The sequence below is a fragment of the Sphingomonas sp. LT1P40 genome, assembly GCF_036663835.1.
GTDB lineage: Bacteria > Pseudomonadota > Alphaproteobacteria > Sphingomonadales > Sphingomonadaceae > Sphingomonas.
In genome coordinates this window covers 138,496-162,540 of record NZ_JAXOJT010000001.1, presented here as the reverse complement: position 1 = coordinate 162,540, position 24,045 = coordinate 138,496, and the positions used below count along the sequence as shown (strand labels likewise).

General features: G+C 64.9%; 22 protein-coding genes. 6 read left to right on the top strand and 16 right to left on the bottom strand.

Annotated elements, in window-relative coordinates; genetic code table 11:
- Positions 1 to 12 precede the first annotated feature (12 nt).
- Positions 13 to 1,317 (top strand): serine hydrolase, encoded by a 1,305-nt coding sequence (locus tag U1702_RS00800; protein WP_332721341.1) that lies wholly within the window; start codon positions 13 to 15, stop codon positions 1,315 to 1,317.
- Here the strand turns inward: U1702_RS00800 and U1702_RS00795 are convergent.
- From U1702_RS00795 to U1702_RS00780, 4 genes are read right to left on the bottom strand one after another with little or no spacing between them, the layout of a single operon-like run.
- Positions 1,314 to 1,865 carry a GNAT family N-acetyltransferase gene (locus U1702_RS00795; RefSeq protein WP_332721340.1) on the bottom strand — a complete coding sequence of 184 codons (552 nt, stop codon included), beginning with the start codon at positions 1,863 to 1,865 and terminating at the stop codon, positions 1,314 to 1,316. The genes U1702_RS00800 and U1702_RS00795 overlap by 4 nt on opposite strands.
- Positions 1,862 to 2,656 carry a LysR family transcriptional regulator gene (locus U1702_RS00790; protein ID WP_332721339.1) on the bottom strand — a complete coding sequence of 265 codons (795 nt, stop codon included), beginning with the start codon at positions 2,654 to 2,656 and terminating at the stop codon, positions 1,862 to 1,864. The genes U1702_RS00795 and U1702_RS00790 overlap by 4 nt, the downstream gene beginning before the upstream one ends.
- 4 nt (positions 2,657 to 2,660) lie before the next feature.
- Positions 2,661 to 3,059 (bottom strand): Co2+/Mg2+ efflux facilitator ApaG/CorD, encoded by a 399-nt coding sequence (gene apaG / locus U1702_RS00785; RefSeq protein ID WP_332721338.1) that lies wholly within the window; start codon positions 3,057 to 3,059, stop codon positions 2,661 to 2,663.
- A complete protein-coding gene (locus U1702_RS00780) occupies positions 3,056 to 4,264 on the bottom strand; it encodes a trans-sulfuration enzyme family protein (protein ID WP_332721337.1) in 1,209 nt (402 codons plus the stop codon). Before U1702_RS00780 ends, apaG begins: the two co-directional genes overlap by 4 nt.
- A gap of 83 nt (positions 4,265 to 4,347) precedes the next feature.
- On the opposite strand from U1702_RS00780, the gene U1702_RS00775 reads away from it, so the two are divergent.
- Entirely contained in the window at positions 4,348 to 5,577 is a 1,230-nt protein-coding gene (locus tag U1702_RS00775; protein ID WP_332721336.1) for a glycosyltransferase family 39 protein, read from the top strand.
- On the opposite strand, the gene U1702_RS00770 is transcribed toward U1702_RS00775, so the two are convergent.
- The 7 genes from U1702_RS00770 to U1702_RS00740 form a co-directional block, all read right to left on the bottom strand.
- Positions 5,574 to 6,434: a TraB/GumN family protein gene (locus tag U1702_RS00770; RefSeq protein WP_332721335.1), complete on the bottom strand. Its 861-nt coding sequence runs from the start codon at positions 6,432 to 6,434 to the stop codon at positions 5,574 to 5,576. The two genes, U1702_RS00775 and U1702_RS00770, sit on opposite strands and share 4 nt — an antisense overlap.
- Positions 6,435 to 6,475: 41 nt before the next feature.
- Entirely contained in the window at positions 6,476 to 7,579 is a 1,104-nt protein-coding gene (locus U1702_RS00765) for a glycosyltransferase family 2 protein (protein ID WP_332721334.1), read from the bottom strand.
- Positions 7,576 to 8,622, bottom strand: a complete 1,047-nt coding sequence (leuB, locus tag U1702_RS00760) for a 3-isopropylmalate dehydrogenase (protein WP_332721333.1) — start codon at positions 8,620 to 8,622, stop codon at positions 7,576 to 7,578. Before leuB ends, U1702_RS00765 begins: the two co-directional genes overlap by 4 nt.
- A 48-nt stretch (positions 8,623 to 8,670) precedes the next feature.
- Complete coding sequence (recO, locus tag U1702_RS00755) at positions 8,671 to 9,402, bottom strand: DNA repair protein RecO (protein WP_332721332.1); 732 nt, start codon at positions 9,400 to 9,402, stop codon at positions 8,671 to 8,673.
- 9 nt (positions 9,403 to 9,411) lie between these two features.
- A complete protein-coding gene (locus U1702_RS00750) occupies positions 9,412 to 10,326 on the bottom strand; it encodes a GNAT family N-acetyltransferase (RefSeq protein ID WP_332721331.1) in 915 nt (304 codons plus the stop codon).
- Positions 10,327 to 10,346: 20 nt separating this feature from the next.
- A complete protein-coding gene (locus tag U1702_RS00745; protein ID WP_332721330.1) occupies positions 10,347 to 11,300 on the bottom strand; it encodes a polysaccharide deacetylase family protein in 954 nt (317 codons plus the stop codon).
- A 271-nt stretch (positions 11,301 to 11,571) separates the two neighbouring features.
- Entirely contained in the window at positions 11,572 to 14,370 is a 2,799-nt protein-coding gene (locus U1702_RS00740; protein WP_332721329.1) for a DUF3857 domain-containing protein, read from the bottom strand.
- A gap of 174 nt (positions 14,371 to 14,544) precedes the next feature.
- Here U1702_RS00740 and U1702_RS00735 point away from each other — a divergent pair, with 174 nt between their 5' ends.
- Complete coding sequence (locus tag U1702_RS00735; RefSeq protein WP_332721328.1) at positions 14,545 to 15,105, top strand: hypothetical protein; 561 nt, start codon at positions 14,545 to 14,547, stop codon at positions 15,103 to 15,105.
- 18 nt (positions 15,106 to 15,123) lie between these two features.
- Here U1702_RS00735 and uvrC read toward each other — a convergent pair whose 3' ends face one another.
- Positions 15,124 to 17,040 (bottom strand): excinuclease ABC subunit UvrC, encoded by a 1,917-nt coding sequence (gene uvrC, locus U1702_RS00730; RefSeq protein WP_332724523.1) that lies wholly within the window; start codon positions 17,038 to 17,040, stop codon positions 15,124 to 15,126.
- Between the two features lie 99 nt (positions 17,041 to 17,139).
- Here uvrC and U1702_RS00725 point away from each other — a divergent pair, with 99 nt between their 5' ends.
- The 3 genes from U1702_RS00725 to U1702_RS00715 all read left to right on the top strand — a co-directional run bounded on the left by U1702_RS00725 (position 17,140) and on the right by U1702_RS00715 (position 20,568).
- A complete protein-coding gene (locus U1702_RS00725) occupies positions 17,140 to 18,351 on the top strand; it encodes a DUF418 domain-containing protein (RefSeq protein ID WP_332721327.1) in 1,212 nt (403 codons plus the stop codon).
- A 61-nt stretch (positions 18,352 to 18,412) separates the two neighbouring features.
- On the top strand, positions 18,413 to 19,732 hold the full coding sequence (locus U1702_RS00720) for an amidohydrolase (RefSeq protein WP_332721326.1): 1,320 nt from the start codon (positions 18,413 to 18,415) through the stop codon (positions 19,730 to 19,732).
- Positions 19,733 to 19,815: 83 nt separating this feature from the next.
- The gene (locus U1702_RS00715) at positions 19,816 to 20,568 is read left to right on the top strand and encodes a class I SAM-dependent methyltransferase (RefSeq protein ID WP_332721325.1); all 753 of its coding nucleotides are present in this window, start codon (positions 19,816 to 19,818) and stop codon (positions 20,566 to 20,568) included.
- 165 nt (positions 20,569 to 20,733) lie between these two features.
- Here U1702_RS00715 and U1702_RS00710 read toward each other — a convergent pair whose 3' ends face one another.
- The 4 genes from U1702_RS00710 to U1702_RS00695 form a co-directional block, all read right to left on the bottom strand.
- Entirely contained in the window at positions 20,734 to 22,593 is a 1,860-nt protein-coding gene (locus tag U1702_RS00710; protein WP_332721324.1) for a CHASE3 domain-containing protein, read from the bottom strand.
- Between the two features lie 109 nt (positions 22,594 to 22,702).
- Positions 22,703 to 23,254: a F0F1 ATP synthase subunit B family protein gene (locus tag U1702_RS00705; protein ID WP_332721323.1), complete on the bottom strand. Its 552-nt coding sequence runs from the start codon at positions 23,252 to 23,254 to the stop codon at positions 22,703 to 22,705.
- Positions 23,247 to 23,747 carry a F0F1 ATP synthase subunit B family protein gene (locus tag U1702_RS00700; protein WP_332721322.1) on the bottom strand — a complete coding sequence of 167 codons (501 nt, stop codon included), beginning with the start codon at positions 23,745 to 23,747 and terminating at the stop codon, positions 23,247 to 23,249. Before U1702_RS00700 ends, U1702_RS00705 begins: the two co-directional genes overlap by 8 nt.
- A 66-nt stretch (positions 23,748 to 23,813) precedes the next feature.
- Entirely contained in the window at positions 23,814 to 24,041 is a 228-nt protein-coding gene (locus U1702_RS00695; RefSeq protein ID WP_332724521.1) for a F0F1 ATP synthase subunit C, read from the bottom strand.
- Positions 24,042 to 24,045 lie beyond the last annotated feature (4 nt).

The following is a 24,045-nucleotide window of genomic DNA, read 5'->3' as shown; positions in this document are numbered from 1 at the left end:
GAGGATGTTTCGATGAAGCCTGTCCATCTGCTTGCCGCGCTGTGCCTGATCGCCCCACCCGTGCTTCCCGCTGCCGCGCAGACCCCGCCGCCGGTCGCCGCGGTTGTCCAACCGGCCCCGGCGATGGTGCAGCAGGCCGAAAAACTGCCCGCCATCATCAATGGCACCGGCGATTACGAAAGCTATTTCGCCAGCGCATTCAAGACGCAGATCCCGCGCGCGCAGTTCGACCAGATCGGCGTCCAGTTAAAGGCGCAGTTCGGTGCAGCGATCAAGGTGGAGAAGATCATCGCGGCCTCACCCTATCAGGCGACCGTGCTGATCGGTTTCGAGCGCGGCATCGGCACGATCGACATCGTGGTCGATTCCGCATTGCCCCACCCGGTAACCGGGTTGCGCTTTGCCAAGGTCGAACCCCGAGACGACAGCGTGGAAAAGGTCGAGGCCGATCTGCGCGCGCTCCCCGGCACGACCGCATTCGGCATCTATGCGCTGGGTGACGCCGCCACGCCGGTGTCGGAACTGCGCGGCGATCAGCCAATGCCAATCGGTTCGGCGTTCAAGCTGTGGGTCCTGGCGGAAGCGGCGCGACAGGTGAATTCCGGCGCGCGCAAGTGGAGCGATATTGTAACCCTCGGGCCGCGCTCGCTGCCGTCCGGCGTTACACAGAGCTGGCCGAAAGACGCGCCGGTGACGCTGCACACGCTGGCGACGCTGATGATTTCGATCAGCGACAACACCGCCACCGACACGCTGTTGACGGCGCTGGGCCGGGAACGGGTGGATGCGATGGTTACAGCGACTGGCGTCGCCAACCCCGCAGCGACCTTGCCCGTGCTAACGACGATCGAGGCGTTCCGGCTGAAATCGTCGGGCAATGCCGACATTGCCGCCGCGTGGAAAGCCGCCGGAGCGGACGGGCGACGTCGGTTGCTGCGAGACAATGCTACCCGGCTGGGCAAGACGCAGGTTGATCCGGCGATCTTTGGCGACAAGCCCGTCGGCCCCGACGTGGAATGGTTTGCGAGCGCGCGGGACGAGGCCGCGGTGCTCAACTGGCTGCGAACGCGTGGCGGCCAGCGCGCGCTCGACATACTTGCGGTCAATCCGGGTCTGCCCAGCGCCACCCAGTTCGATTATGCCGGGTTCAAGGGCGGATCGGAGCCGGGCGTGATCTTTGGCAGCTGGCTGGTGCGGACCAAGCAGGGCAACTGGTTCGCGGTCACCGGCGGGTGGAATCGCCCCGATGGTGCGGTCGATCAGACGGTTTTCATCAACCTGATGAACCGGTTGCTGTCGCAACTGGCGGCGCGTTAGGCGCGGGCCTGTTCCGCCCGCCACTCGTTGCGGAGCAGGCCATAGATCACGCTGTCACGCACGCCGATATGGGTTTCCCATTCCTCGCGCAGCAGCCCTTCTTTCCAGAAGCCGAGCCGTTCGAGCAAACCGCGTGAGGCCATGTTTTCGGGGTCGGTATCGGCGAACACGCGGCGGTGCTTCTCCACCGCGAACAGATGGTCGATCACCGCGCTCACGCCCTCACGCGCGATGCCGTCGCCCCAGTGCGCGCGAGCGAGCATATAGCCGATTTCGCTGACGCCCGGACGGCGCTCGCCGACCGAGACCCATCCGATCGCGGTATCGTCCGGCGCGCGCGTAATCGCCCAGCTGCGCCAGCGTTTCTCACCCTCGCGCGGCACGAAATAATCGCGCGTTTCAGCGAGCGTCGCATGCGGGGCGCTGGACCACCAGGTCATCAGATCGGCATCGGCCAGTGTCGGGTGCAACGCTTCGGCATCCTCAGGCTGGAATGCACGCAGCCGCAACCGCGCGGTGGTTAGGACCGGGGTCGGTGGGGACGTCACGCCTCGCCCAGCGCTTCGACCAGCGATTTGACCTTCTTCTGCCGCCACTGCGGCAGCGGGGCCACCATCCAGTAACCGAATTTTGCGGGTTTTGGCTCGCCGACCACGACCACACGCCCCCCCTCGATATCGCCGCGCGCGAGCAGCTCAGGTATCGTCGCCCGCCCCAGCCCCTCGGCAGCGGCATCGAGCGCAAGGCCGGCATCGCCGACGCGGACCAGCGCAACGCCATCCTCGGCGACGCAGCCGGGCCAGGCGATCGGTGCCTCGACGCGCGAATCGGGCCGCGCGACGGTGACCATGCCGTCGCTTTCCAGCGCCTCACCCTCATTCTCGCCCGGCCCCTCGCCCCAGCGGATCGCGAGGTCGAGATTGGCTTCGGTGAAGTCGATCGCCTCGTCCGCCGCGACCAGCACGAAACGCAGTTCGGAATCGCCGCGCGCGATTTCGGCAAGGCGCGGCATCAGCCATTTTTCGGTCAGGTCGCGGGGGGCCGCGATGGTCAGCGATTTGGACGATTGCCCCGCCTGCATTGCGCGCACCGATTCCTCGAATTGCAGGAAGCCGGCACGCAGCGCGCCGAGACCAGCCTCTGCTTCGGGCGTCAGCTCCAGCCCTTTGGTCGTGCGCCGGAACAGGACGACGCCCAGCGTGTCCTCCAGCGCGCGAATCTGTTGCCCGACCGCAGCCGGGGTCACCGCCAGTTCGTCCGCCGCGCGCGTAAACGACAAATGCCGTGCCGCCGCGTCGAGCACGCGCAGGCCGTTAAGGGGAAGATGGGTCCGCTTCATTCGATCACTCCGCGACCGCTGGCGCACGCAGCGCGAATTTGGGGATGGCCACGTCGAACGTCATGCCGTCCGCGCCGACCATTTCGTAACTGCCCTGCATCGATCCGGTCGGCGTCGCCAGCGGACAGCCCGAAACATAGTCATAGCTGGAGCCGGGCGCGATCATCGGCTGCTCGCCGATCACGCCTTCGCCCTCGACATTGTGCTTCACGCCGCGCCCGTCGGTGATGATCCAATGGCGGGTGAGCAACTGCACAGCCTGATGCGATTCGTTTTCGATGCGGATGTGATAGGCCCAGAACCAACGACCGCGATCCGGCTCCGACTGTTCGGGAAGATAGCTGACCGAAACCCGCACGACGATGTCGCGGGTCGTTGCTTCCTCGCCGAACAGCGCCTTCACAGCCCGACCGCCGTCAGCGCCTGATCCAGATCGTCGATCACATCCGCCGGGTCTTCCAGCCCGACGTTCAGCCGCAGCATCCCCTCGCCCACGCCCATCAGCAGCCGTTGCTCTTCGGCGACGCCTGAATGGGTGGTGGAGGCAGGATGAGTCATCAGCGACCGGGAATCGCCGATATTGTTCGAAATGTCGATCAGGCCGAGCGCGTCGAGCAGCCCGTGCGCCTGAGTCCGCCCGCCATCCAGCTCGATCGAGAAGATCGGCCCCGCCGCATCCATCTGACGCATCGCCAGATTATGCTGCGGGTGGCTGGGCAGGCCGGGGAAATTGACCTTGGGCACGCGGGTTTCGAGGAAGCGGCCGACCTTCAGTGCATTCTCGCTCTGGCGGCGGATGCGCAGGTCGAGCGTCTCCAGACCCTTCAGCACCACCCATGCGTTGAACGCCGACAAGGTCGGCCCGGTATTGCGGTGGAAGGGCAGCAGCGTGTTGTTGATGAAATCCTCGGTCCCGCACACCGCCCCGGCGAGCACGCGGCCCTGCCCGTCCATCATCTTGGTCGCGGAGTAAGCGACGACATCCGCGCCGAACTCCAGCGGACGCTGCAGCGCGGGGGTGGCGAAGGCGTTGTCGACGACCGTGGTGATGCCACGCGCGCGGGCGATGTCGCACACCGCCTGAAGGTCAACGACATCCATCGTCGGGTTGGCAGGCGTTTCGAAGAAGAACACCTTCGTATTCGGGCGGATCGCATCGACGAACTGCTGCGGATCGCGCGCGTCCACCAATGTCGTCTCGATCCCGAACTTGGGCAGCAACGTGTCGGTCAGCCAGCGGCACGACCCGAAGGCGGCGCGCCCGCCGACCAGATGATCGCCGGTCTGGAGCTGGCACAGCAAGGCAGCGGTCATCGCCGCCATCCCCGATGCGGTGGCGCGGCATGCCTCGCTGCCCTCCAGCAACGCGATCCGCTGTTCCAGCATCTCGAGCGTCGGGTTCTGCAGCCGCGAATAGGTCATGCCCTGTTGATCGCCGGCAAAGCGCGCGGCGGCATCTCCGGCGCAATCATAGGCATAGCCGGAAGTGAGGAAGAGCGCCTCGCTGGTCTCCCCCCATTCCGAACGGGCGGTGCCGCCGCGCACGGCGAGCGTGGCGGGCTTCCAGTTGCGGGTGATGCTGCGGTCTTGTCCGGTGCGGCGCTTCATGGGCTACCCTCTAGAAGCGTAGGGGCTGCGCATGCAAGGGACAGCGGGTGACGCCGCCGCGAAGCTGCGCTATCCACGCCGCAATGCTCGACCGTCTCCAACACCGTCCCGTCCTGTTGGCATTGCTGATCGGCATCGCTGCGCAATTACTGTTCACGATCGGGCTGCACCGGCCCAGCATCCTGCTGTTCGACGAAGTCCATTACGTCCCCGCCGCGCGCGCGCTGCTGGCACTGGCACATCCGGTGAACCCGGAGCATCCCATGCTGGGGAAGTCGTTGATCGCGCTGGGCATGATGCTTTTTGGAGACAATTCGATCGGCTGGCGCGCGATGGCGACGCTGGCGGGCACGGCGACGGTCGTCGGGGTTTATGCCTTCACCTTGCGGCTGACCGGTGCGACACGGGCTGCGCTGTTCGCGGCACTGTTTGCGATGCTCGGCCAGACGATCTTCGTGCAGGCGCGGATCGGGATGCTCGACGCGTTTCTGGGTGCGTTTCTGGTGTGGGCGGGCGTGGCGTTTTTGTGGGCGATGCAGTCCCAGTCGCGCTGGGTGTGGACGTTCTGCGCCGTGATGCTCGGCTGTGCGGTCGCGGTGAAATGGGCGGCGGTGCCTTATGTTGCACTGGCTGGGGTCGCGTTCCTGTGGCTGCGGCGCGGGCACCCTGCACGGTTCGGCGGGATCGGCTGGTTCGCGGGTCTCGCCATCCTGGGTGTCCTTAGCGTCGGCACTTATTTCCTGACCTTTGCCCCCGCTTTTTTCTACACCGCCGATCCGCTGACGATTCTGTCGATATTTCCGTTCCAGCTGGAGATGTGGCAGCTTCAGACTCAGGTGCTGAGCGCCCACCCCTATCAGTCGAGCTGGTGGAGCTGGCCGCTATTGTTGCGGCCGATATGGTATTTTTATGAGCCCGATCAGGGGGCGGTGCGGGGCGTGCTGTTGATCGGCAATCCGGCGATCATGTGGGGCGGGTTGCTGGCGGTCGCGGCGTGCTGGTGGGCGGGGCTGCGCGAAAAGGCGGGCGTGCCGCTGGCGGCGGCGGCGTTGTGGACATTCTCACTCGGCGTATGGGCGGTGATCCCCAAGTCGCTCGGCTTTTATTATTATTACTATCTGCCGAGCATCATCCTGTGCGTCGTGCTGGCGGTGGCGTTCCACCACTACGCCGCACGGGTGAAGCGCAATGACGAGTGGTTTCTAGTGATCGGGATCGGGGTGTTCGTGTTCTTCTACCCGATCATCGCCGCCCTGCCGCTGGCGGGAGAGCGCGGGTTCGAGCGGTGGATCTGGCTACCGGGCTGGGCTTAACGCCACTTCGGCCCCTTGATCGGCAGCCCCCGCGCTTCGAGCTGGTCGAGCACCCCATCTTTCTCCGCCAGCACCCGCAGCGGCACCACCGCCAGCGTCACACCCGGTTTTGCCGTCGCATCGCGGATCGCATCGACCCATTGCCCGCGCAGCACCGAGCCCAGACTGTCATTGGTCCATGGCCAGCAGCGACCCAGCGCGGTTTCGAGCGGGTTGGCCATCACCGTCGGCACGTCGAAACTGGTCCAGGCGGCACCGCGTGCCGTGACGATCGCAGGGCCGGTCTCGGCTGCGGTCATCGCCGCGTCAAGGCACGGGATATGCGTTTCCGGCCCGGCAGCGAAGAGGTTGTCGATCATATCCTCGCCGCGCACCTCACCGACCGGCTGAGCGGGAATGTCGGTTCGCCGTGCGGCCTTGCGCACCACATCCGACGCATCGTCGGCGGTATCCTTGTTGAATGCCAGCCGCTTTGCCAACAGGTCAAAAGCGGAAATAAGGAAATTTCGGCTAGCGTAATCCTGCTCGTATTTCAGCCCGAGCGCCTCCAGTCGCGCCAGTCGCGGCGCGTCGAGATAATCGGCGGCGACACGCTTATCGGGCAGTTTCGTCAGCTTGCCGCCGCTAAACAGCAGGCGGAAGATGTCGCCGGGCGAGATCTTGGCCTTGGTGCCGAGGATGATGCGTTGTGCCCGCGCCGTCGCAGCCTCCAGCCGTTCGGGCCGCCACGGTGTCGCCTTTGGCACATTGGTGATCTCACCGACCAGCAGCACGACACCGGTCGGCGTCTGGATAGTCCACATCGGCGCACCCGACGCACGCGCCGTAATGACGACGTCGTCCACCTCCTGTGCCATCACAGGTGTCGCGGCAAGCAGCAGGAGCGGCGCCAGAAACCTCAATACCGCCCCCATACGAAACGCGACGACAGCGCGTAATTCCAGACCGCAGACACCATGATCCCGGCCAGCGCGGACGGTGCCCATTGTGCGTCCTGCACATCATGCAGAAACGCCGCGACACCGACATTGGCCACTGCTCCAACAGAACAGACCACGCAGAAACTGACCCAGCCGTCGAGCAATTGCCGGAACCCCTTCAGTCGGCGGTCGCGGTAGGTCAGCGCATTGTTGAGGAAGAAGTTGAACGTCATCGCGACCAGCGTGGCGACGATCGTGCCGGTCAGGAAGGTGAAGCCCAGCCCCTGAAACAGCAGCGCCAGCACCGCGAAATGCACGCCCGCGCCCAGCGCGCCGATGGCGGAGAACATCGCAAAGCGCACCGGGATCACGCGACCGAACATGCGGTCGTACAACGCGATCAGATATTCCATCGCAACGACGTGATCGAGCTTGCTCTCCCCCTCGGTCCGCGTGCGGAACACATAGGGCAGCTCGACGAACTTTAGCGGGCGCGGGGAAGCGGTCATGATGTCGAGCAGGATCTTGAAGCCGATGGCCGAGAGATGCGGCACCATTTCGCGCACGACGTTGCTGCGCGCCATGAAAAATCCGCTCATCGGATCGCTGAGGTCGGCCTTCAGCACCCGTCGCGACAGGCGCGTGGCGAGTGCGGACTTGGCGACGCGGTCGCCGTCCCACTCACCGGTGCCGCCGCCCTCGACAAAGCGCGATCCGATCGCGACGTCGAGGCTCTCGTCGGCCTGCAACGCATCGAGCATCTTCGGCAGCAGCGTCTCGTCATGCTGCATGTCGCCGTCGATTACGGCGACGACTGGTGCAGCGGTGGCGCACATTCCCTCGATCGTGGCGGAGGACAGTCCGCGCCGCCCAATCCGCTGGATCACGCGGACGCGCGGATCGGTCCGGCCCAGTTCGCGCGCGGCATCCGCAGTGCCGTCAGGACTGTCGTCGTCGACGAAGATCGCTTCCCAGTTCCGCCCCGCCAGCGCCCGGTCCAGCGCGGCGACGAGAATGGGCACGTTGGTCCGCTCGTTGAAGGTCGGGACGACGACCGCCAGTTCGAGCAGTTCAGGCTTCACGCAAGCGCCTTCAGCACGGCGTCGCCCATTTCGCGGGTGGTCAGCGTGCCGCCCAATTCGGGGGTGCGCGCGCCGCTCACCAGCGCCGCCGTCACCGCCGCCTCGATCCGATCCGCTTCCGCCTCCAGGCCCAGCGAGTAACGCAGCAGCATGGCGGTCGAAAGGATCGTCGCGCACGGATTGGCCTTGCCCTGCCCCGCAATGTCCGGCGCGGAGCCGTGAATCGGTTCGTATAACCCCTTGCCGCTGCCGTTGAGCGCGGCGGAGGGGAGCATGCCGATCGAGCCGGCGCACATGCTCGCCTGATCGGACAGGATGTCGCCGAACAGATTGCCGGTGACGATCACGTCGAACTGGCCGGGATTGCGCACCAGCTGCATCGCGGCATTGTCGACATACATGTGGGTCAGCGCGATATCGGGATAGTCGGCCGAAACCTCGATCACCACGTCGCGCCACAATTGCGAGGTTTCGAGGACATTGGCCTTGTCGACCGAGCATAATTTCCGGTTGCGCACCCGCGCGGTTTCAAAGCCGACGCGGGCAATGCGGGCAACTTCGTCCTCGTTATAGGACATGATGTCATAGCCTTCGCGGCGACCCGTCGCGGTGGTACGCATGCCCTTTTCGCCGAAATAGACGTCACCGTTCAGTTCACGGATGATGACCATGTCGATCGCGCCCGCCACCTCTGGCTTGAGCGCCGAGGCGTCCTCAAGTCCCGCGAACAGCCGCGCGGGACGCAGGTTGGCGAACAGCTCAAGTTCCTTGCGCAGGCCGAGGATCGCCTGTTCGGGGCGCAGATGGCGCTCGAGATTGTCGCAGCGCGGATCGCCGACCGCGCCGAAAAGGATGGCGTCAGCGCGCTTCGCCAGATCGAGCGTGGCGGGCGGCAGCGGGTGGCCATCGCTGAAATACGCCGCGCCGCCGACCGGGGCTTCCTCGAACGTCAGGCCCAGGTTCAGCGCATCCAGCACGCGGCGCGCTTCGGCGGTGACTTCGGGACCGATCCCGTCGCCGGGAAGAATTGCGATCAGCGGCATTGAAACTCCCACCCACTCGTTTGCAGGCGCATTACCGGCTTGCGCGGTTCACGCAACCGCCCGCTTGAGCCGATCGACCAGCCGCGTGCGTGCTGCCAGCACCTCCGCCGCCCGTCCGTGGAGCAGGTCGCGCTCGAGGAAATGCCCGGTCAGGCGCAGTCCGGCAAGGATATCGTCCCATTCGGCAGGGCCGCCGGTGCGCACGAACGCGGGCAAGGGCAGCAGCCGCGCCTCATAGCCGGTTGCCGCCGCACGGCTGACCGCAGTCGCGCTTTTCGGGCTGACAAAGGCAAGGTCCTCGGTCGATCCGGTCGCGGCGCACCGGTCGAGATCGAGGCCGAAGCCGAGCGCGGCAAGCAGCAGCAGCTCATAGCGCACCAGCGCCACGGCCCAGCCGCGCGCCGCGGGTGCCGCCTCGATCGCATCGAGCATCCCGCCCAGCGCAGCATAGATTTGCGGATAAGCCTGCCCCTCCGGCAGGATGCCAGCCGTGAGCGCGGTCGCCCATTCGAAGGCGGCGGCGGGGAGCGGTTCGCGGAACATCGGCGCGCGGCTGTGGATCAGTTCGACGGTCAGCGCGGGGAGCTGGTCGTCGGTGCGCGCGCGCCAGTCGCCGAGGATGAGGTTGCCGGGTTGCAACGTCGGGCGATGCTGGCGGGAGCGACCGCCACGCACATAGCCGGGGAGCAGGCCCGCCTCCGCCGTCAACGCCCGCACGATCGCGCCGGATTCGCCGTGGGGGCGGACGGCGAGGACGATGGCGGTGGCGTTGAGGTGCATGGGGGGACATTACCCCCGCCGCAGCTTCTTCGCGATCTTTTCCAGCCCCACTGCCTCGACCACTGCCTTCCCCCCCGCAACCGTGCGGTTGAAGCCGCCCAGCGCCGCCGTCGTAACGCGGTTGGCCAGTGATGGGCGCAGGAGGAGCAGGTCGAGACAGGCGACGCCGCCGGTGGAATATTGGCGTTTGTGTTGCCCCTCCCCCTCGGTGAAGTCGAAGCGCGAAAACCGCCCTTCATCGAACAGGTCGCGGAACGCTTCCATTTGCAGCACCGCGCCGGGGGACAGGTCGTTGAACGCCGGATCATGCCCGACATATTCGTAGATCACGGTGTCGCCATGGATCGGGCAATAGAGATAGGCGGCCGGTTCGCCGGCAATGTGGAGGAGCCAGGCGCGGACCTCGTCCGCCGCCGCCATCGTCACCATCGTGTGGATGAAGTCGGGGGTGTCGGGCAGCCCCTCGCCCATCAGCTTTTCCTGATAGGTGCGCAGCGCGATGCGGCGGGCAATGTCGTGGAACGCCTCCAGCTCAGCCGGGGTGCGATAGCGGCGCACGTCGAGCGTGCCGCCGGAGACCATCGCGATCTTCTTCGCCTTGCGCTTCACGCCTTGGCGCGCGTTGCTCGAAAGCCCGGCGAGGTAGGCGTCGTAACCGCCGGTCAGGTCAGCATAATAACGGGTATAACGTTGACGTACGAAGCCGATCATGCGGCCCGAGGCATAAATCATTGCCTCCAGCCGGTCCTCGGGCAATGACGTGACGAGATAGCCTTGCCCGTCGCGCGGCAGCGGCGGGAGGACGGGCAGACGCCCTTCGCGCGCCGCGTCGAGACTGACGTTGACGCGCACCATCGCGCGCTGCACCGCCATCAGCGTGCGGGCGCCGATCTTGAAGCTTAGGGCGGTGGGTCGCGCGGTCACGCCAAAGACTATTTCGGGTGTCACGCAGCGCGCTCGGAGACGAGGTTGGACCAGAGCTGCTGTGCCTGACGCAGCCGGGTGCGGATCAGGCTGGGGCCGAGCGGCTGATCGTCGCGGCCGAGCGGCAGATCGGCGAGGTCGGCGAAATGGCTGGTGACCATCGCGCCGCGCCGTTCGGCGAGCATGCGGCACAAGGCTTCGAACCGGTGGACATGGATCGCATTGGCGCGGGTGCCGGCGCGGTTGCACAGCTCGAAGCCATGGCTGACTATCGTGGTGGCGACATGGCTGGCGCGCACGGCATGGTCGAGCGCGTCGCGCATTTCGGTGGTGGAGAGCGCACAGATCTGGAAATGACGCAGATGCCCCGCGCAGTCCTCGATCAGTGTCACGGGAATTTCGATCACGCTGCGATGCTCGACCGGCGCGATCTGGCGTTCGGGCAGGCTGATCGCGCTGGGCCAGGGATGTTCCGAGCCGTTATGGCTGCTGTCGTAACGGATGCCGAGTTCAGCCAGTGCGCTGAGCGTGTCGTCGCTCGCCGAATAGGAGCCGGAGCGGAACGCCACCGGCCGCTGCGCCCCGGCCGCGACGAGCAGGTCGGACGCGGCGCGGATCAGTTCGCGTTGTTCGGTGAAGGTGAAGTCGATCAGCTCAAACGAGGCATGCGCGGCGCGATCCTCGTCGCTCGCCGCCGCCCAGTTGGGGTGGAGATGCAGCTGAACCTCCTGCCCCGCCGCCAGAATCGCGCCGACGACGCGCTTGATCGGATCGATGCCATAGGCGACCGCTGGCATCGGATCGACGAAGAAGGTCGCCTTCAGCCCGTGGTCGGCAAGCAGCTTCAGCTGATAGCCGATACCCACCTCCGCCGGTTCCAGCGATCGTTCGGCGATAGTGTCGATATCAAGCCCGGCGGCGTGGTGACGCCACATCAGTTCGGTATCGACGGTCAGGAAGACGCGAGTCGGCATGGGGGCGGATTTAGCGGCGGGTCATGAAGAAATCGCAAAATGCGGGCGGCGATTGCTGAACGGAGGGGTTCAGTTTTTTGACAGTCTTGACGAAAAACGCATGTGTGTCGCGCGCGGTTGAGAGGCGCGGGGTGGCGCATTCGCATGGCGGGGGGCGGTGCGTGGTCATCCCGGCGATGATAGCAGGCCGAGGGCTTGTAGGAAAATACGGGCCGGCATGATCGCCGCTTTGTCGCATCGGGTGAAAATTTCCCAAGAAGTCGGGACACGCTTACGGCTTGATCCCCCACTTGCCGTATTTAACGTCGATCTGTGGCGACATCATGCGTGCGGCGAGCACGTCGGCATCGGCCCCGCTCTCGCCCTTCGCCTTGCGCACCACCCCGCGCAGATAAAGCGCGGCGGGCATGTCGGGCACGCTGTCGAGCGCGGCGTTCAGGTCGCCCAGCGCTTCCTCCATCCGCCCCAGGCGGAAATACACCATCGCGCGGCTGTCGAGCGCGGGGGCGGGATTGTCGCTCAGTTCGATCGCGCGCGAACAATCGCGCAGCGCCGTGTCGAGCGCGACCTTGTGCGTGCCCTTTACCCAGCAGCGGCTGTTGAGCAGTACGGCATTGCCCGGATGCGCGGTGATCGCCGCGTCCAGCGTTGCCAGCGCCGCATCGACCTGTCCACCATCGGCCTGCAAATCGGCCTTGAGCGAGAGGAAACCGGGCTTGTCCTTGCCAGCCGATTCGATCTGACGATCGACCATTTCCAACGCCGCGTCGCGCTGTCCCTTTTCGCCGCGCAGGTTGATCGCGGTGCTGATCGCGGCGGTCGAGCCGGGGTCGAGTTCACGCGCGGCATCGGCATCGGCAATCGCCTTGTCGAGCTGTCCGGTGGTGTGGAACAGGCCGGCGCGACGCAGATGCGAATCGACCGACGGGGCAATCGAAATCGCCTTGTCCATGTCGCGGATCGCCGCCGGATAGTCGAACACGCGCTCATGGAACCAGGCGCGGTTGGTATAGCCGTCGACCTCACCCGGATCGGCGGCGATCGCCTGGGCATAGACGGCCAGGATCTTCTGGAACCCGCCAGCCTTGCGCGCGGTGGCGACATCCTGCCAGCGCTGCGGATAGGCGGCGGGCGCGACGCCGCGCAACAGGCGCGTCTTCGCCTGTGACAATTGCAGCCGCGCCGGCCCGATATCGGCCGGCGCGACTTCGGCGCCGGTCGCAATCGTGCGATCCTCGACCTGAAGCGCATCGCCCGACAGCGTCGCCTGACGCGACAGGATGCGTCCGGCCATCTGCGTCGGCAGTTTCTGATCGCCGTCGAACGCGAACCCGCTGCCGCCGCCGGGCAGGCGATAGCTGGTGCGGATACGGGTATGGCCCGCTTCGCCGGTGGTCACCGGCAGGTCGCGCCACGTGATGCGGCTGCGGTCGGGTTCAAAGGTGATAGCCTGCACCGCATTGTCGAGCGTGAGCTTGAACCGCTCATTCTCGCGCGCCCAATTGGGATAGGCGACTCCGCTGGCGGTGATGACGGCGGTCCCTGCCACATCGTCGAAGCTTAACTTGCGCTGGGTGTAGGTACCGGTCTCGATATAGTTGCCGACCATATTGCCGATCATCTTCTCGGTCTCGTCCTTGCCCAGCGCGGCGACCGCGCCGCGCACGAGCTGAACGACCTGCCCGCGCATGCTGATCTTCGCGGTAAAGGGGCCGGGAAAATGGATCCCGGCGCTCTGGTCGATATCTATTTGCGCATCGATGTCGGGACGCGCGGCGGGCCGTTGGGGCAAGACGACCAGTTCGGACCCAGCCTCGCGCAACGGCAGCGCGTGGCGGAACGGCGGGACGTTCGCCAGATCGGCCATGCGATCACCGCTCGACGTGCCGTCCAGCCACAGGCTTTCGCCGCCCACCATCGCGCGGACGATGACATGGTCGAACGCCCCCGGCATCGGCAGCCGCTTCGGCACCAGATCGCCCATCTTGCTGTGCACCAGCACGGCGTCCGCCTCGATCCCCAGCTCGCGCAGGATCGCCACCAGCAACAGCGTCTTGGCCTTGCAATCGCCATAGCGCAGCGACCAGGTGTCGGCGGGCGTCTGCGGCACGTAATTGCCCTGTGCCATGCCGTTGAACAGGTAACGGACCTTGTCCTGCACCAGTTGCAGCGCCGCCGCCGCACGGACGCGCGGATCGGTCGAAGCGGCGGCGATCGTCGCCACTTCCTTCGCCAGCGGGCTGCCCGCCGCGATCAGCCCCTCGGTGCGGTAAAGCGGCGCCATCGTCTTTGCCACGGCACCCCAATCGGCATAGCTGGTGGCATCCATGAAGGTCAGCGACTGAAACCGCATCGGCGCGTCGCCGGGAATCTCGACTTGCTTGGCGATCGGCAGCAGCACGCTGACCTCACGATAGCCACCGGCGATCTTCACCGCCTCGGGCTTGACGTAACCCGCATAGGATCGCCAATTCACCGTCGACGCCTCTGGCCAGATCAGGCGGGCGCGGCCGAAGCCGACGCGCATCGGCTGCGCGAAGAGCGGCAGGCTGCTCTGCACATTGCCGGCCAGCGTCGCGTCCTTGCGCGTCGTGGTGAAACGCAGCCGCAGCACATCGCCGACGCGCAGCCCCTCGACCGGCATCGTTGCCGTCAGCATCCCGTCGAGCTGCATCTGCTCCAGCTTCTGTTCGCGCCGGATCACCGGGATCTGCTTGCCGCCGGTCAGCAGGTCGATCGTCTCGCCGCCGCGCAGGATCGACGCGCTGTGGACGATCAGGTCGCCATGATCGGGGTTCCACGGCATCTGGATCGTGCCCGCCTGAGTCAGGATTTGCGGCGAAGCGATGCGCGTGGCGCTCTCGATATAATGCCACACTTGGCCATCGGCGAGCCGCTGCTGCTGATCGATTATCAGGAATACCGGCGCATCGTCGCCAATTTTGGCCGTGTCCACTGGCGGTGCGGGCTTCACCCAATCCGGAACGGGCGCGTAGAGCGGCTTGTCGCCCGCCCATGCCGATGTGGCAGACGTGAGCAATGCGCAGAGCAGCGCGGTTTTACGCAACATGATAACCCCCGGTGTTTGTTGCGAAAGTAGCGGCTGCCGCGCCGTGAGCAAGTGCTGTTAGCGTGCGTGTAAAACTCACTTGGGCAGTTGACCTCGCAATATTCGCAGAAAACGAGCCTATTGCGTTTATCGTAACGATCACACACGATAAATTTTCCCGGGGGGGGCATCAGCATGAAATGGATTGAAAAATTAATCGATAACTTGCCGGAAATTATCTCCCGGCTTTCAGGCAACACCAACGGACTAATCGCTGTCATCTGGCTGATTGGCGCGGTCTTGCTCTACTTTTTTCTCCGAGACGCTCCCCCTCGAATACGCGCCATCGTATTCGTTATCGCATTTCTAGGGGCGATCTATCTCGCTAAGATCGTGGTTGATACAAACCAAGTCATTAATAAGGAGGAAGAAACGTCCCAAAGCGAGGAGGGATGGACTTATTATCAAGTCACCAAATCGGGCCAGCTCGCCCCGCCTGACGGCCGCCTTTGGGTCATAAGGGGCGGTCGACAATATGGCGAGCTCAAGGTCGACGATCAACTCAAAGTCGCAGATGCGGATGGTGCTAAACTCTACTCGGCACCCGGCAAGGTCGATGAGAATCAAATTGGTCTAACCGATGGCAAAGCATGCCTTAAAGTTTTAGAAACTGGTCAACCGCGCATGGTTAGTAAGCCACCCGGATCAGGTGGATGGATCAAGGTCAAAGTAATTGCGTGTGCAGGGCGCAAGTAAAAAAGTACTTTATTATTTTCATCCCATATGAAAATAGTCGTAAAGCTGCTGCGCCACCGCTGCCGAAACGCCCGGTGCCTTGCGCAAATCCTCCAGGCTGGCGCCGCGCACCGCTTTCGCCGTGCCGAAATGCATCAGCAGTGCTTTCTTCCGCGCCGGGCCGATGCCGGGGACTTCGTCCAGCGGGGATGCGCCGATAGCTTTCGTGCGCTTGTCGCGGTGCGCGCCGATGACGAAGCGGTGAACTTCGTCGCGCAGGCGCTGGAGGTAGAAGAGTGCGGGCGAGTTGACAGGGAGCTGGAATTCGCGGCCGTCGAGCAAGTGGAAGACTTCGCGCCCGTCGCGGCCGTGATGCGGGCCCTTGGCCACGCCGACCAGGCAGACGTCCTCGATCCCCAATTCCTCCAGCACGCCGCGCGCGGAATTCAGCTGGCCTTTGCCGCCGTCGATCAGGACGAGGTCGGGCCAGTTGCCCAGATCCCTGTCGGGGTCTTCGGATTGCGCGCGGGCAAAACGGCGGCCAAACACTTCGCGCATCATCGCGAAATCGTCGTCGGTGGCGGCGCTCTTGATGTTGAACTTGCGATACTCGCCCTTGCGGAACCCCTCCGGCCCGGCGACGACCATCGCGCCGACGGCGTTGGTGCCCTGAATATGGCTGTTGTCGTAGACCTCGATCCGGTTGGGCGCTTCGGCGAGGCCAAACAGGTCGGCGACTTCGCGCAGGATCTTTGCCTGCGTGGTCGATTCCGCCAGCCGCCGGTCGAGCGCCTCGGTCGCGTTGCGCTGCGCCTGTTCCATCAGCTTGCGGCGCGCGCCGCGTTGCGGCTGGGACAGCGCGACCTTGAACCCGGCGCGCTCGGCCAGCGCCTCCGCCAGCACCTCGCCGTCGGGCAGGTCGCGGTCGAGCAGCACCAGCTTCGGCGGGGGCACTTCCTCATAGAATTGCATGAGGAACTGGGTCAGCACCTCATCCTCCGGCACTTCGTTGGTGTGCGCGGGGAAGAAGGCGCGGTGGCCCCAATTCTGACCGCCGCGGATGAAGAAGGCCTGGATGCCGATGCTGCCCTGTTTCGCGGCGAGTGCAAAGATATCGGCGTCGCCCACACCCTCGGCATTGATCGCCTGTGACCCCTGAATGAAGGTCAGCGCCTTCAGCCGGTCGCGCAGGACGGCGGCTTGTTCGAAGTCCATCGCCTCCGCAGCGGCGGTCATCGCCTCGCCCAGCTTGGCCTGAACCTGAGTCGATTTGCCCGAGAGGAATGCGCGGGCGTCGGCGGTCAGTTCGGCATAGCCATCCTTGTCGATGCGATCGACGCAGGGGGCGGAGCAGCGGCGGATCTGGTAGAGCAGGCACGGCCGGTCGCGGGTGTTGAAGAAACCGTCGGTGCAGGAGCGCAGCAGGAACAGCTTTTGCAGCGCGTTCAGCGTCTTGCGGACCTGCCCCGCCCCGGCGAACGGGCCGAAATAATCGCCCTTGAACCGGCGCGCGCCGCGATGAAGCTGGACGCGGGGGAAGGCGTGATCGCCGCGCAGGAGGATGTAGGGGAACGACTTATCGTCGCGCAGCAGGACGTTGTAGGCGGGGCGAAAGCGCTTGATCAGCTGCGCCTCCAGCAACAGCGCCTCGGCCTCGTTATTGGTCGTCACGATCGTCATCGACCGGGTCTGCGCGATCATCCGGCGCAGGCGGTTCGAGAGTTTGGCGGGCTGGGTATAGTTGGCGACGCGGTTCTTCAGCGCGCGGGCCTTGCCGACATAGAGCACGTCGCCGCGCGCATCCTGCATACGATAGACGCCGGGGCGCGCCGGCAAGGTCTTCAGCACATTGCGGATCGCCGCCACGCCCGCGTCGAGATCGGGCGTCTCCGACCCGCGCACGGCGAAGGTGGCGGAGTCTTCGTTGAAGCGGTTCGGGGATTTCGGGTCGGACATCGTCATGTTGATCTAGGGTCAGTATGCGCATCTTGCTATCATGATTGACAATTTGCCGCGCCGGATTGAGCCTGATCCTTTCCGGGGGGAGATAGCGATATGGGGACGGTGGCGGATGGCGCGCGCGGGGCGAGCGCGGCGGAGCGAATCGTGGTGCTGGACGCGCTGCGTGGTTTTTGCCTGATGGGCATCCTGTTCGCCAATGCGCTGTATTTCTCGGGCTGGGATTTCATGCCGCCGGGCCGGTCGATCGCGCAGTTCGGGCAGGCGGCGACCGAGAGATTGTGGTTCTGGCACAAGCTGCTGGTCGACGGGAAATTCTACACGATCTTCTCGATGCTGTTCGGGCTTGGGTTTGCGCTTCAGCTGGACCGGGTGGAGCGGCGCGGCGTCGATGGCATCCGGCTGTTCCGGCGGCGGCTGCTGGTGCTGCTGGGGTTTGGGGTGATCCATCTGGTGTGCATCTGGGATGGCGATATCCTGATGCTCTACGCGTTGCTGGGTCTGCTGCTGCCGTTCTTCCGCACGGTGTCGAACCGGGCGCTGCTCGCCACCGCGTTCGGCCTGATGCTCTTGCCGGTGGTCGCCGCGCCCGCGTTTCAGGCGTTAGGCTGGGCACCGTGGAACGTGCTGTTCGGGCTGGCAAGCTATCTGACGCCGCAGTTTCTCGACCCGAAACTGGATCTGGTCGCGTGGCTTCAGCGGCCCGACTGGGCCAGTTTTCTTGAGTGGAAATCCAGCGGCTGGATATTCCGCATCTGGGGGCTGTTCGACAGCTGGCGCTTGCCAAAGGTACTGGGCATGATGCTGCTGGGGATGTGGGCTGGCCGCCACCTGATCGCGGGGACGTTACTTAATAACCGGCGATTGCTGGTCGGCACGGCGATCGTCGGGGCGGTGGTCGGGTTGCCGATGAGCTATCTCTATGCGGTGTCGCCGGGGCTGAATCAGACCGGCATCGGCTCGCTGCTCGGCACGATCCCGCTGGCGCTCGCTTATGCGGCCCTGTTCATTTTGGCGTGGCCCGTCGCAAAACCGGTGCTGGGTCTGCTTGCCCCTGCGGGTCGCATGGCGCTCACCAATTATCTGACCCAGACGTTGCTGGGGATCGCCATTTATTTCGGGATCGGGTTCGGGCTGGCCGGGCATGTCGGACCGTTCACCGTGCTGGCGATTTCGCTCGCCTGTTTCGTGCTTCAGATGCTGTGGTCGATCCTGTGGTTGCGGCATTTCGCGCAGGGGCCGATGGAATGGCTGTGGCGACGGCTCACTTATGGCGGTGGCGCAACCCCGGCGGCGGTATCGGCATGATGCGCGGATTGCGTCGCTCCATCCATCTGATAGCCTGTCGGTAACTTAGGGGACCGTCACAATGCGCCTGCTCACCGTTCTGCTCGCCACATCGCTGCTCGCCGCGCCCGCGTTGGCGGGACCGGACTTCGCACCGGCGATCGAGGCGGATTATGCCGCGCATCTGGAAAAGCTGTTCATCGATTTTCACAAAAACCCCGAATTGTCGTTCAAAGAGGTCCGCACCGCCGCGATCATGGCGAAGGAGTTGCGCGCGGTCGGCGGGATCGTGGTGACCGAAAAGGTCGGCGGGACCGGCGTGGTCGGGGTGATGAAGAATGGCGACGGCCCGGTGCTGCTGGTCCGCGCCGACATGGACGGGCTGCCGCTGAAAGAGGATAGCGGCGTCGCCTATCCCTCCGCCGTCACCCAGGTCGATATTGACGGGGTGACCAAACCGGTGATGCATGCGTGCGGGCATGACGTGCATATCACGTCGATGATCGGCACCGCGCGCCAGCTGGCGAAGATGAAGGACCGGTGGAAGGGCACGATCGTGTTCGTCGTTCAGCCGGGCGAGGAGCGGATCGACGGGGCGCGGCGGATGCTGGCCGACGGCCTCTACACGCGCTTTCCCAAGCCCGACTTCGCCGTCGCTTTCCATGTGTCGGCCGGCACCCCGACGGGCAAGCTTCTGCTCGAACCCGGGATCAGTTCGTCGTCATCGGACAGCGTCGATATCACCATCCACGGCGTCGGCACCCATGGCGCGTCACCGCACATGGGCAAGGACCCGATCGTGATGGGCGCGGAAATCGTGATGGCGCTGCAAACTTTGGTGAGCCGCGAGATCGCGCCGCTGCGCCCCGGCGTGGTGACGGTCGGGTCGTTCCATTCGGGGTTCAAGCACAACATCATTTCCGACAAGGCCGAATTGCAGCTGACCGTGCGGTCGGATGACGAGGCCACGCGTAAGAAGCTGCTCGACGGGATCAAGCGCATCGCCGCCAATGTCGGCCGCATGAATGGTTTGCCCGAGGACAAGCTACCCACGGTCAAAGTCGGGTTTGAATCGACTCCGGTGACGCTCAACGATCCCGCACTGACCGCGCGGGTACGCGGTGCCTTCACCAGCGCGTTCGGCAACGACATCATCCTCGTCGAACCCCGCGAGAGCATGGGCGCGGAGGATTTCGCCTATTTCATTCAGCCCGAGCTAAAGGTGCCGGGCGCTTATTTCGGCGTCGGCGGCACGCCACAGGCGGATATCGACGCCGAGAAGGCGGGCGGCAAGCCGGTCCCCGGTCACCATTCGCCGTTCTTCCGGATCGATCCGAAGTCTTCGGTGACGCTGGGGACTCAGGCGATGACGGTCGCGGTGCTCGATCTGCTGAAGAAATAGGGTCCGGTCGGGCGTTCGTCGAAAGAAGATTGCTGCTGATCGGTGCTAACCATAGCTTTTACGCGTTTCTGGGGAGGAAGATCATGAAATTTGCCTTGGCCGCCACCATCCTGTTGGCCACCGCCGCGCCGCTCGCCGCACAGAAGGTCACGCCCGCAATCACCGCTGCGCTGGCCGACAGCTCGCGCCCCGCCGATCAGCGCGAACGCGACGCGGTGCGCAAGCCCGCCGAAATCCTCGCCTTTGCCGGGGTCAAGCCGGGGCACAAGGTCGGCGATTTCGTGATGGGCGGCGGGTATTGGACGCGCATCCTCTCCCCGCTCGTGGGGCCAAAGGGCAAGGTCTATGCCTATCAGCCCGCCGAGTTCATCACGTTCCGCGCCGCCTATGGCGAGGAACAGACGGCTGCGGTGGCAGGGCTGTCCAACGCGGTCGCGGTCAACGGCAGCTTCCCGGCGTTCAGCTTCCCCGAACAGCTCGACGTGATCGTGACGGTCCAGAATTATCACGACCTGTTCCTCGCGCCCTTTCCAAAGGGCACGGCGGAGTCGGTAACGCGCAAGCTGTACAATTCGCTGAAACCCGGCGGCGTGCTGCTGGTGATCGACCATGTCGCCAATGCCGATCCGGAGAACAAGGCGCCGAACGCGATCCACCGCATCGATCCGGAAGTGGCGCGCAAGGCCATTCAGGCGGCCGGTTTCCGTTTCGCCGGAAAGCTGGAGATCCTGCGCAACCCGTCTGACCCGCGCACCGCCAGCGTGTTCGACCCCTCGATCCGCGGCAAGAGCGACCAGTTCGTGTTTAAGTTCGTGAAGCCGCGTCCGACGAATTGAGGGCGACTAGCTCGCCCGCCTTTGTAGCGTGACGACATCATGCTGATTTATCGTCACCCCGGGCTTGACCCGGGGTCCCGCTTCTTCGAGCGCTCGCCATTAGCGGGACCCCGGGTCAAGCCCGGGGTGACGGAGGTTGGTTCAAGCTGAAGTCGTTATCATGCTCTAGCTATCCAGCACTTCCCGCACCTTCACCGCCAGCTGCTGCACGGTAAAGGGCTTGGCCAAGAACGCGACGTCGTGGTCGAGCATCCCGTTATGGACGATCGCGTTGCGGGTATAGCCGGTGGTGTAGAGCACTTTCAGGTCCGGGCGCATGACCCGCGCACGGTCCGACAACAGCCGCCCGTTCATGTCGGGCATGACGATATCGGTGAACAACAGGTCGATACGCGGCTGGATTTCCAGCACGGTCAGCGCCTGGTTAGCGTCCGCCGCCTGTACCACGACATAGCCCAGTTCGCGCAGCGCATCGACCGACATGTGCCGCACGCGATCCTCGTCCTCGACCACCAATATGATCTCGTCGCCCTGCGCGCGCGGGAGTTCTGCGGTGTCGCCATCGTTTGTGCCGGTGGTTTCCGCCTCGCCGAAATGGCGCGGCAGATACAGCTTCACCGTGGTACCGACGCCCGGTTCGGAATAGATTTTCACATGGCCGCCGGACTGTTTGACGAAGCCGAACACCTGACTGAGGCCAAGCCCGGTGCCCTTGCCGACACCCTTGGTCGTATAGAATGGGTCGAACGCGCGCTCGACCACCTCGGGTGGCATGCCGGTGCCGGTGTCGGTGACCGACACCATGACATATTGCCCGGCGACAACCTCGGCATGCGCGGCGGCATAGGCGTCGTCGAGGTGCGCACAGTTGGTTTCGATCGTCAGCCGCCCGCCATCGGGCATCGCGTCGCGCCCGTTGACGCACAGGTTGAGCACGGCGTTCTCAAGCTGCGCGCCGTCGATGAACGCGGGCCACAGGCCGCCGGCCAATACGGTTTCGATCCGCACATCCTCACCGATCGTGCGGCGAAGCATCTCCGACATCCCGCCGACCAGTTTGTTGGCATCGACCGCCTTGGGCGCGAGCGGCTGCTGGCGCGAGAAAGCGAGCAGCCGCGCGGTCAGTTGTGCCGCGCGTTCCGCCCCCTCCATCGCATTGTTCAGGCTCTCGCTCGCCTTGTCGGGATCGCTGCGCAAACGGCGGCGCGCCATATCCAGGCTGCCAATGACGATCGCCAGCATGTTGTTGAAATCATGCGCGACGCCGCCGGTCAGCTGGCCGATCGACTCCATCTTTTGCAGCTGACGCACCTGTGCCTCGGCGGCGACGCGGCTTTCCGCTTCCTCGGTCAATTGCTGGTTGGCGACGATCAGCGCGTCACCCGCCCTGATCGCAGCGCGCGCGCGGCGGCGTGCATCGCGTGTGGCGTACCATGCAAGTGCGAAGATCGCGATCCCGCCGAATACCAGCCATAAGGTCAGCCGATTGGCCCAATCCTGCAAATTGCTGTTGCGTTCGGCGAGCAGGCGCTGCTCCTCCGCCTTCATCTCGCCGATCAGGGCGCGGCACTGGTCCATCTGGCGCTTGCCGACGCCGGACCGAACCACCTGCTGCGAGCGCTCGAAACGGCCTTGCCGGGCATCGGCGACTCCGATCTCCAGCGTCCGCACGCGATCGCGCACGCATTGCGCCAAGGCGTCGGCGCGCTTCACCTGCGACGGATTGTCCGCAACCTGACCGGGGAGCGAACGCAAATCCGCCGCCAGACCCCGTCGGCCATCGATATATGGCCGAAGGTAATCGAGATCGCGCGTGATGTAGTAACCGCGCGTCCCCGTCTCGGCATCCTGCAGGTGCGACAGCGTCCGGCTAAGGCTCTCCTGCACGGTCAGCGTGTGCAGCACGCGCGCCTGTGCCTTTTGATGTGCATTGAACATCAACAGCACGCCGATCACCGCCGTGGCCACGATGGCAAAGCCGATGATGAGCGCGATCAGGCCGCGGTCTTTGCGAGCATCCCCCATAGCATGTCGGCAATACGCAAAAAGACGAGCGCGGCAAGTGGCCGCGCCCGTCTTTGTTACGTTATCAACGTGTTAGCGACGCGAAGGGCGAAATCGCCTTAACCTGCGTCTAGTTCAACCGCGAAAGTCCCGCGATCGTGCGATCGACCAGCGCCTTGTCGGCCCCGGCATCGTGCTTCTGAGCGATGATCGACGCCGCTGCCTTCGCGGCGGCATCGGCTGCCTGCGCGCGCACCGCCTCCAGCGCCGAACGCTCGGCGGCTGCGATCTTGTCCTCGGCCATCTTGCCGCGGCGTTTGATGAGTTCTTCGGCGTCGGTCTTGGCCTTGGCGATCACCGCCTTGGCCTCTTCGTCGGCATGGGCGACCATCGCTGCGGCCTGTTCCTCGACGCTGGCGATTTTCCGCGCATATTCGTCGCGCAAGGCTTCGGCCTCGGCACGCAGCGCCTTGGCTTCTTCAAGTCGCGCCTTGATCGCTGCGATCTGGCCGTCGAGGCCGCGCGTGATGAGCGCCGGCACCTTTTTCCAGATCAGGATGGCGATGAACACCGCCATGGCGATGCTGACCCACACGGTGGCGTCGAGCACGCCGAACACCGCCGGTTCGGCGTGATGCACGGCACCGCCCTCAGCGGCGACTGCTGCTGTGGTTTCAGCCATTGATCGCCGCCTTTACTGCTGTCTGTGCCTCAGCCGCAGTGACCTTCACGCCTGAAATACGCGTGACGATGTCCTGCGCAGCCTCGGCCGCAACCGCCTCGATCTCGGCCTGAGCCGCGCCGGTCGCAGACGCAATCCGCGCCTCGGCCTCGGCCACCTTGGCGTCGATCGCGCTGCCGGCCGTGGCCAGCTGCTTTTCGGTCGCCACGGCGGCTTTGCCACGCGCTTCGGCGAGCTTTTTCTGCGCCGCCTCACGCGCCGCATTTTCATGCGCCCGCCAAGTCTCTTCGGCGGCGTCGGCTGCGACACGCGCGGCTTCGGCAGCGGCCAGATCGTCGGCGACGGTCTTGTCGCGTTGATCGACATTTGCCTGGACCTTGGGCGCCATGCCCCGGCCGATGAAGAAATAGACGGCACCGAACGTCAGCAACAGCCACAATAGCTGTGAACCGACGTACCAGGAGTCCTGCGTGAGTTGCGCGATTTGTGGCATTGTTTTCCTAGCCGAATACGGGCCGGAGCCAGTCCGCAAGCTTGGCCCGGCCCGAAACCGGAGAAATTACGCGACGAAGATCAGGATCATCGCCACGACGAACGCGAGCAGGCCGAGAAGCTCGGCAGCCGCGAAGCCGATGAACAGACGGCCCTGCTGGCCATCGGCCGCACCCGGATTGCGCAGCGCGCCTTCGAGGAACGAGCCAAAGACGTTGCCCACGCCGATTGCGGCCATGCCCGCGCCGATGGCGGCCAGGCCGGCGCCGATGAGCTTCGCCGCATCCGGGCTGATCATG

Coding starts and splice junctions, on each gene's coding strand:
- U1702_RS00800 (WP_332721341.1), top strand. CDS start 13: ATGAAGCCTGTCCATCTGCTTGCCGCGCTGTGCCTGATCGCCCCACCC.
- U1702_RS00790 (WP_332721339.1), bottom strand. CDS start 2,656: ATGAAGCGGACCCATCTTCCCCTTAACGGCCTGCGCGTGCTCGACGCG.
- U1702_RS00780 (WP_332721337.1), bottom strand. CDS start 4,264: ATGAAGCGCCGCACCGGACAAGACCGCAGCATCACCCGCAACTGGAAG.
- U1702_RS00775 (WP_332721336.1), top strand. CDS start 4,348: ATGCTCGACCGTCTCCAACACCGTCCCGTCCTGTTGGCATTGCTGATC.
- U1702_RS00770 (WP_332721335.1), bottom strand. CDS start 6,434: ATGGCACAGGAGGTGGACGACGTCGTCATTACGGCGCGTGCGTCGGGT.
- leuB (WP_332721333.1), bottom strand. CDS start 8,622: ATGCCGCTGATCGCAATTCTTCCCGGCGACGGGATCGGTCCCGAAGTC.
- recO (WP_332721332.1), bottom strand. CDS start 9,402: ATGCACCTCAACGCCACCGCCATCGTCCTCGCCGTCCGCCCCCACGGC.
- U1702_RS00745 (WP_332721330.1), bottom strand. CDS start 11,300: ATGCCGACTCGCGTCTTCCTGACCGTCGATACCGAACTGATGTGGCGT.
- U1702_RS00740 (WP_332721329.1), bottom strand. CDS start 14,370: ATGTTGCGTAAAACCGCGCTGCTCTGCGCATTGCTCACGTCTGCCACA.
- U1702_RS00735 (WP_332721328.1), top strand. CDS start 14,545: ATGAAATGGATTGAAAAATTAATCGATAACTTGCCGGAAATTATCTCC.
- uvrC (WP_332724523.1), bottom strand. CDS start 17,040: ATGTCCGACCCGAAATCCCCGAACCGCTTCAACGAAGACTCCGCCACC.
- U1702_RS00725 (WP_332721327.1), top strand. CDS start 17,140: ATGGGGACGGTGGCGGATGGCGCGCGCGGGGCGAGCGCGGCGGAGCGA.
- U1702_RS00720 (WP_332721326.1), top strand. CDS start 18,413: ATGCGCCTGCTCACCGTTCTGCTCGCCACATCGCTGCTCGCCGCGCCC.
- U1702_RS00715 (WP_332721325.1), top strand. CDS start 19,816: ATGAAATTTGCCTTGGCCGCCACCATCCTGTTGGCCACCGCCGCGCCG.
- U1702_RS00710 (WP_332721324.1), bottom strand. CDS start 22,593: ATGGGGGATGCTCGCAAAGACCGCGGCCTGATCGCGCTCATCATCGGC.
- U1702_RS00705 (WP_332721323.1), bottom strand. CDS start 23,254: ATGGCTGAAACCACAGCAGCAGTCGCCGCTGAGGGCGGTGCCGTGCAT.
- U1702_RS00700 (WP_332721322.1), bottom strand. CDS start 23,747: ATGCCACAAATCGCGCAACTCACGCAGGACTCCTGGTACGTCGGTTCA.